Origin of the sequence: Marinitenerispora sediminis (assembly GCF_003336425.1) — a bacterium.
In the GTDB taxonomy this organism is placed as follows: Bacteria; Actinomycetota; Actinomycetes; order Streptosporangiales; family Streptosporangiaceae; genus Marinitenerispora; species Marinitenerispora sediminis.
The window spans coordinates 1-436 of record NZ_QEIO01000368.1; the positions used below are offsets into that span (position 1 = coordinate 1).

The 436-nt window shown below is 55.3% G+C and carries 1 protein-coding gene; it reads left to right on the forward strand.

Going from position 1 to position 436, the window contains the following annotated elements:
* Positions 1-436 (forward strand): copper amine oxidase N-terminal domain-containing protein (locus DEF28_RS26855; protein WP_147281119.1); only part of this gene is annotated, 436 nt, incomplete at both ends.

Consider the following 436-nt stretch of genomic DNA (forward strand, 5'->3'; position numbering starts at 1 on the left):
TTTCCGAAGCGCTCGGCATTAAGGTGGAATGGAACCAGGCTGCCAAGAAAATTACAGCGACCAATACCGAAGTTTCAGGCTCCAAGGTGGTCACTCTTACATTAGGCAGTACAACGGCAACCGTTAACGGTGCAGCAGTTAAGCTGGCTGTAGCACCGCAGAATATCCGCGGCACGACGATGATTCCGCTCAGCTTCTTCGGCCAGCAGTTCGGGGCAGGGGTAAGCTGGAATCAGGCGACGAAGACCGTGTCCATCACCTCTCCCCAAAGAGACCTGTATACGCTCGGTTTCTACGCCCAGAAGTCGTACGGCGAAGTATCGCTGATTCCCAGCTTCGATGCCGTTCATTTCGGCTGGAGCCGGCTGGACCGCAGCGGCCAGTTTACAACAAGCAGTACGGATTTCTGGTGGCCGAAGGCTGACGGTGATGTAAC